Source organism: Phyllobacterium sp. (genome assembly GCF_037994405.1).
Classification (GTDB): domain Bacteria; phylum Pseudomonadota; class Alphaproteobacteria; order Rhizobiales; family Rhizobiaceae; genus Phyllobacterium.
The window spans coordinates 1-6,851 of the sequence record NZ_JBBNAN010000054.1 but is presented as its reverse complement, the minus strand read 5'-3'; the positions used below and the strand labels follow the sequence as shown (position 1 = coordinate 6,851).

Below are 6,851 nucleotides of genomic sequence, written 5' to 3'. Positions count from 1 at the left end.
GCGCCCCTGTTGCATGTCTCAGTGCAGGAAAGCCTCCGAGCCTACATCAATGAGAATAGTCTTGAAGCCGGTGCACCCATGCCGCCAGAAGGCGAACTCGCCAGCCAGCTTGGTGTCAGCAGGAACTCGCTGCGCGAAGGCATAAAGGCGCTGGAGTCGGTAGGCGTTCTTGAGTCAAGGCGAGGGATCGGTGTGTTTGTCAAAGCCTTCTCCTTCGAGCCGCTGCTCGACAACCTGGCCTATGGCCTTGGGGGAGCGCTGCGCCAGGTCGAGGAAGTGCTGGAAATTCGCCGGACGCTGGAGGTCGGCCTGATCGGCAAGACGCTGCAATTGATCACTGACGACGATATCCGTGAGCTACGGCAGGTAGTCGCGCGGATGCGTGTCCATGCTGAACGCAACGAGGCCTTCGTTGACGAAGACCGGCTGTTCCACAGACTGCTGTTCCGCTGCCAGGGCAATGAAACGCTGGTGCGGCTCATCGAAGTATTCTGGCTCGCCTTCTACAAGGCCTCTGACTTCGTCAACCTCGAAAATACCGACCCGATGGCGACCTGGCGCGATCATGAAGCGATCGTTGATGCCGTGGAGGCCAGAAATCTCGAAGACGCACGCAACCGTCTCGACAGTCACTACGAGGGGATCGCTCGGGTGATTGCACATAACAAGATCGATTCATCCAATGGGAGGATTCCATGAAACTGAAGATGATGGCCTCGGCTCTGGCGATATCCGCGGCGCTTATCGGAACCGGCATATCCATGTCGCTGACGCCGGCGCAAGCAGCCACCCTGTCGGGCGGGTTTGATGTGGGACCGGGAGGGTTCCAGGGCAATTTCAATCCGCTTTCCGCAACGGCCGGGTTCACCTGGCTCAGTGTCTATTTCGAGCCCCTCGTCACCTATGACGAGAAACTGCAGAAAGTCGTCGGTGTTCTTGCCGATTCCTACGAAGTCAGTCCGGATCAGCTGACCTACACATTCAAGCTGGCCGATGCCAAATGGCATGACGGCAAGCCGTTTACATCGAAAGACGCGAAGTTCACCATAGAATTGGCCAAAGATGCCAAATCGGGCTCGGTTCTGGCTGCCCGGCTGAAGGCTGTTTCAAATGTCGAGGCACCTGACAAGCACACGCTGGTGATCAAGCTGAGTGCTCCGAGTGCCAGCACGCTTGATACGATGACCAAGGTGATGATGCTGCCAGAACATGCGCTGGCATCGATACCGGTCGATCAGCTCGCGAAGAATAGCTGGTGGTCCACGACGCCTATTGGCACCGGGCCATTCAAGTTCACAAAATACGTTGCGGACCAGTATGTCGAACTTGCCGCCAATACCGACTACCGGGGCGGCAAGCCCGCGCTAGAACGTGTGATAAACCGCTACTTCGCCAATCCAGCTGCAGCAATCGCCGCGCTGCGGGCAGGGGAAATCCAGTTCACCTATGTTGATTCAAACGATGTTTCGACATTCAAGGGCGACGAAGGCTTCAGGGTGATCGAAGGCGACTCCTTCGTCGTGAATTATCTTGGCTTCAATCATGACTCGCCGATCTGGAAGGATGTCCGTGTCCGCAAGGCCGTGATGTATGCGATCAACCGCGATGCCATCATCAAAAGTCTTTATGGCGGTGCCGCCAAGTCCGCGAACTGTGCCTATGTGGTTGATCAATTGATACCGCAGGGCGTCGACACCTATGCCTATGATCCGGAGAAAGCCAAGAAGCTGCTTGAAGAAGCCGGATGGGCGCAGATCAATGGCGACAAACCGATCACGCTCTTGACCTACTACACAACGCCGCTGGCTACGAATGTGCTGGCCGCCGTACAGGCCATGCTGGCGCAGGTGGGGATCAACGTCGTGCCGCGCGCTGTCGATACGCCGACTTACAACAGTATCGTGCTGGATCCGACGCCCGACGTGGCGCAGTTCCAGCTGGTCTATGCCGGTCTGCAGAACGGACCGGACGCGGGAAGCATCAATGTCGGTCTCAATGAAAAGCAGATCCCGCCGGCAGGTCCGAATGTGGTACGCGCCCGCATGCCCGACCTGAATGCGGCGCTGGATTCCGCGCTTTCAGAGCCGGATGCCTCCAAGCTTGTTGCCCGCTACCAGGACGTCTGCAAGGTGATGAATGCAGACCTGCCATGGGCGACGATGTGGGTGGCAAACCGCTATGGCGTCGTGTCGGCAAAGCTCAAGGATTTCACGTGGACACCGGCTCCAGGTGGCGGGCCTTACCAGGCTCATCCGGAAAAATGGTCGATCGCCGAATAGGCCACGCCGTTTGATTACAGGGGTGACCTCGGTCACCCCAACACTGCGGAAACAATATGCTTCAGTACAGTCTTCGACGCCTGATGATAGGAGCCGGCATGCTCATCGCATTGAGCGTGCTGATTTTCCTGCTGCTGCGTTTCACGCCGGGTGATCCGATCGATGCCTATATTGATCCGAATATCCCGATGTCACCAACACAACTCGCCGGGCTGCGCAGCCAGCTCGGACTGGATAAACCCTTGCCGGTGCAATATCTCGCGTGGCTGCAACAGGCGATCACCGGCAATCTCGGCTTTTCGATCAAGCGTCAGGACCAGCCGGTGTTGAGCCTGGTACTGTCGCGGATCGGGCCGACGGTGCTGCTGATGGGGTCGGCCTTGGTCATTGCCGTTGTCGCGGGGATCGTGACTGGCGTCATAAGCGCGGTGCGCCGCAATTCCGCTGCGGACCTGTCGTTCTCGGTGTTCGCTGTTATTGGCATTTCCAGCCCGGCATTTCTCAGCGCGTTGGTCGGCCTTTATGTCTTTGCCGTGCGGCTGCACTGGGCACCATCCGGCGGCATGCTGACGCCTGGCGCAGAATTTTCGATCGGCGATCTGCTTTGGCACCTGATCCTGCCTGCTGCACTTCTATCGATCGCGCAGGCCGCTCTGATCATGCGCTACATGCGCGCTTCGCTGCTGGAAGTCCTCAACCAGGACTATGTTCGAACGGCTCGCGCCAAGGGCGTCAAGGAATTCTGGGTTATCGCCAAACATGCCTTACGCAACGCGCTGCTACCGGTCGTGACCCTGATCGGTTCGACGATTGGGCTTGCCATTGGCGGTGCCATATTCATCGAGAGCGTCTTCAATTGGCCGGGAATGGGACTGTTGCTCGTCAATGCCGTGGAGACGCGCGATTACCCCGTCATCATGGGAGCGACACTGATCATCGGCGCCTGTGTGATCGTCGTCAATCTGCTGACCGATATTACCTATGCGGTCATCGATCCGCGCATCAAGGTGGGTTGAGATGCTGGCTCGTGCTCCTTCACCCAGTCCGGGGCCGATCACCCGCGCGTTGCAGCGCTTCGGCCACAACAGGGCGGCGATCTTCGGCCTTTGTTTGATCGTGCCGATGCTGGTATTGATCCTGTCCTATCCGCTGTGGTGGACATTCAAGCCGAACGACATCGATCTTCTGGCCATGAATAGTGGCCCTACGGTTACGCATTGGTTCGGCACTGATGGCGTCGGGCGCGACGTCTTTGCACGCGTTCTCGAAGGCGGGCGCATTTCACTGCTCGTGGCAGTCGCGTCGACGATCGTATCCGCGATCATCGGCTTTCTGGTCGGCGCCGTCTCGGCCTTTGCCGGGCGCTGGGCCGACGCCGTCACCATGCGTTTTGTCGACCTGGTCATGACCTTGCCGCCGGTCATCTTCCTTCTCGTGCTCGCGTCGATTGCCGGTACCGGTATCTGGCCGACGGTCCTCGTCATTTCACTTCTCTCCTGGCCACTCCTGTCGCGCATGATCCGCTCCCGGCTGCTTGAGCTGCGGGAGCGGGACTTTGTCATGGCGTCGCGCGGCATGGGGGCAGGGCTCTTTCACCTGCTGTTCCGGCATGGCCTGCCGAACTCGATCGATATCCTTGTCGTCTACGCCACGCTGCAGATCGCCAATGCAATTCTTCTGGAAGCGGGATTGTCGTTCCTCGGCCTTGGCATAGCCCCGCCAGCCGCGAGCTGGGGCAATATGCTGAACGCCGCCCGCTCGACTGCCGTGCTCGAACAATTCCCGTGGCAATGGCTGTTTCCCGGCGGAGCGTTGGTGCTTGCCGTTCTCGCAATCAACTTCATTGGCGATGGTCTGAGGGATGCCTTCGATCCTCGCGCCGAACTAAACTGACAACGAAAGAAAGCGAAAATGACAAAATTCCATGGTGTTGTTCCTCCCGTCGTGACACCGCTCAACCCGGACTTCACGGTCGACTATGCGTCATACACAAGGGTGCTTGAGCATCTGATCGGGGCAGGATGCCACGGTGTGTTCGTGCTGGGATCGACCAGCGAAGTCGTATTCCACGACGAAAAGACTCGGCAGAAAATCCTCGAACACACGGTAAAGGTGGTCGACGGCCGCGTGCCAGTCATTGCCGGCGTCATCGATCCGACTACCGACCGGGTCATAAGCCATGCAAAAGTCGCCAAGGATGTCGGAGCTGCTGCGGTCGTCGTGACCGCGCCGTTCTACACCGTGACCAGCCAGTCCGAGACGGTTGATCATTTCCGCTATATCAAAGACGCGGTTGATATTCCCCTGGTCGCCTATGACATCCCGGTTTGCGTGCACGTCAAACTGGCACGTTCGACCGTGACAAAGCTGGCCAAGGAAGGCGTCATCATCGGCCTCAAGGACTCGAGCGGCGACGATGGCAACTTCCGCTATGCCTTGCTTGATCTCGCCGAGCACAAGGATGTCTTCCTCATGACCGGTTCGGAGATCGTCGTCGACAATGCGCTGCAGATGGGCGCGCACGGTGTTGTTCCGGGCCTCGCCAATGTCGATCCGCATGGATATGTGCGGCTATGGGATGCGGCGCAGCGTGGCGACTGGGTCGCGGCGCGCAAGCAACAGGAGCGGCTCTGCCGTCTGTTCGAGATCGTGTGGATCGCGCAGGGCCGCGTCAGCGGCGGCGCTTCGGGCGTCGGCGGGTTCAAGACGGCCATGCGCAGCCTCGGCATTATCGACACCAATGTTATGCCGCGCCCGCGCCAGGCGCTGAACGATACGGAAGCGGCGCGTATCGACGCGATTCTGCGCTCGACGGGCCTGCTTGGCTGACAAGACATGGATAAGCGCATCGAACCCATCCTCGACATTCGCGGGTTGCGAACCGTCTTTTGCACCCGTGGCGGCGAGATCACGGCTGTCAACGGCATCGACCTGACCATTGCTGCCGGCGAAACGGTGGCGCTTGTCGGCGAATCCGGTTCGGGCAAATCGGTGACGAGCCTTTCCGTCATGCGGTTGCTGACCCGTAATGTCGGGGCGATTGCTGCCGGCAGCATCCGGTTCAAAAGCAAGGATGGTGCGGTGCGCGATCTGGTCACGCTGGATGAGCAGCAGATGCGGCAAATCCGCGGCGACGATATCGGCATGGTGTTCCAGGAGCCGATGTCCAGTCTCAATCCGGTGTTCACCGTCGCTGACCAGATAGCGGAGCCCATTCGCATTCACCGCAATGTCGGCCGGAAGCCGGCTAGGGATGCGGCGATTGCCCTGCTGGAACAGGTCGGCATTCCCGATGCAAAACGCCGCGCAGGGCAATATCCGCATGAACTGTCCGGCGGGATGCGGCAGAGGGCAACAATTGCGATGGCGCTGGCCTGCGATCCGACATTGCTGATCGCCGATGAGCCAACGACTGCGCTTGATGTGACGATCCAGGCGCAAATTCTCGACCTATTGCTCAAACTTCAGCGCGAGCGTGGCATGGGTATGCTCTTCGTCACGCACAATCTTGGCGTGGTTGCAGAAATAGCCCATCGCGTGGCTGTGATGTATGCGGGGCGCATCGTCGAGGAGGGGCCTGTCCGTGCGGTTTTCCGCAATCCACGCCATCCCTACACGATTGGACTTCTGGCTTCCATGCCGCGGCTCGGCGAGGCAACACGCATGAAGCAGGCAGGACAGCAACTGGCGGCCATTCCGGGTGTTGTGCCGAGTTTGACGGATATGCCGCAAGGCTGCGCTTTTTCTCCGCGCTGCCGTTTCGCAATCGATGCCTGCCGGGTGGCCGTACCGCCGCTTGCCGAGGTAAATGCGGGTCACAGCAGCCGCTGCATTCGCTGGCAGGAGATCAACCCATGACCGCCGCTCCATTGCTTTCAGTTCGCGATCTGGCAAAGCACTACGTCTCGCATGGCACCAGGCTGAATATTCTCGAAGGCATCTCCTTTGATATTGCCAGGGGTGAGGTGGTCGGGCTCGTCGGCGAATCCGGCAGCGGCAAGACCACCATCGGCCGTTCGGTGTTGCGGCTCGTCGAGCCTTCCGCCGGCAGCGTTCAGTTCGATGGCACGGAACTGACAACGCTTTCGGCCGCGCAGATGCGGCGGGCGCGGCCCCGCATGCAGTATATTTTCCAGGATCCTTTCGCGAGCCTTTCGCCGCGCATGACGATCGGCGAGATCCTGACCGAAGGGCTAAATATCCAGGGGATCGGCACGCGCAAGGAACGTCTCGACCGGGCACGATCGGCGCTCGAACAGGTCGATCTGCCGGTCGAGGCGATCAACCGTTACGCCCATGAGTTTTCCGGGGGGCAGCGCCAGCGCATCGGTATTGCGCGAGCGCTGACGCTTGCACCGGAGTTCATCGTCGCTGACGAGCCTGTGTCAGCGCTGGATGTGTCGATCCAGGCACAGGTGATCAATCTCCTGCGCAATCTGCAGCAGCGGCTTGGCCTCACCATGCTGTTCATCTCGCACGATCTCGCGGTGGTCGAGTACATCTGCGACCGCGTGATTGTGCTCTACCTCGGCCGCATCATGGAAATAGCCACAAGTGCCGAGCTCTATGCCC

Annotated in this window: 7 protein-coding genes; all 7 read left to right on the top strand. The window is 59.5% G+C overall.

Features of this window, described 5'->3' with window-relative positions; genetic code table 11:
• Window positions 1–699, top strand: a 699-nt coding sequence (locus AAAC48_RS03525; RefSeq protein WP_340652842.1) for a FadR/GntR family transcriptional regulator, incomplete at its 5' end; no start/stop codon positions are given.
• On the top strand, window positions 696–2,279 hold the full coding sequence (locus AAAC48_RS03520) for an ABC transporter substrate-binding protein (RefSeq protein ID WP_340652841.1): 1,584 nt from the start codon (window positions 696–698) through the stop codon (window positions 2,277–2,279). The genes AAAC48_RS03525 and AAAC48_RS03520, both read left to right, overlap by 4 nt.
• Window positions 2,280–2,335: 56 nt before the next feature.
• A complete protein-coding gene (locus AAAC48_RS03515; RefSeq protein ID WP_340652840.1) occupies window positions 2,336–3,295 on the top strand; it encodes an ABC transporter permease in 960 nt (319 codons plus the stop codon).
• A gap of 1 nt (window position 3,296) precedes the next feature.
• Window positions 3,297–4,172: an ABC transporter permease gene (locus tag AAAC48_RS03510; RefSeq protein ID WP_340652839.1), complete on the top strand. Its 876-nt coding sequence runs from the start codon at window positions 3,297–3,299 to the stop codon at window positions 4,170–4,172.
• A gap of 18 nt (window positions 4,173–4,190) precedes the next feature.
• A complete protein-coding gene (locus AAAC48_RS03505) occupies window positions 4,191–5,108 on the top strand; it encodes a dihydrodipicolinate synthase family protein (protein WP_340652838.1) in 918 nt (305 codons plus the stop codon).
• Between the two features lie 6 nt (window positions 5,109–5,114).
• Window positions 5,115–6,137 (top strand): ABC transporter ATP-binding protein, encoded by a 1,023-nt coding sequence (locus AAAC48_RS03500; RefSeq protein ID WP_340652837.1) that lies wholly within the window; start codon window positions 5,115–5,117, stop codon window positions 6,135–6,137.
• Window positions 6,134–6,851 (top strand): dipeptide/oligopeptide/nickel ABC transporter ATP-binding protein (locus AAAC48_RS03495; RefSeq protein ID WP_340652836.1); only part of this gene is annotated, 718 nt, incomplete at its 3' end. The genes AAAC48_RS03500 and AAAC48_RS03495, both read left to right, overlap by 4 nt.

Bases quoted from the DNA above. Each gene is read 5' to 3' on its own strand.
- AAAC48_RS03500 (WP_340652837.1), top strand. From the start codon at position 5,115: ATGGATAAGCGCATCGAACCCATCCTCGACATTCGCGGGTTGCGAACC.
- AAAC48_RS03505 (WP_340652838.1), top strand. From the start codon at position 4,191: ATGACAAAATTCCATGGTGTTGTTCCTCCCGTCGTGACACCGCTCAAC.
- AAAC48_RS03520 (WP_340652841.1), top strand. From the start codon at position 696: ATGAAACTGAAGATGATGGCCTCGGCTCTGGCGATATCCGCGGCGCTT.
- AAAC48_RS03510 (WP_340652839.1), top strand. From the start codon at position 3,297: ATGCTGGCTCGTGCTCCTTCACCCAGTCCGGGGCCGATCACCCGCGCG.
- AAAC48_RS03515 (WP_340652840.1), top strand. From the start codon at position 2,336: ATGCTTCAGTACAGTCTTCGACGCCTGATGATAGGAGCCGGCATGCTC.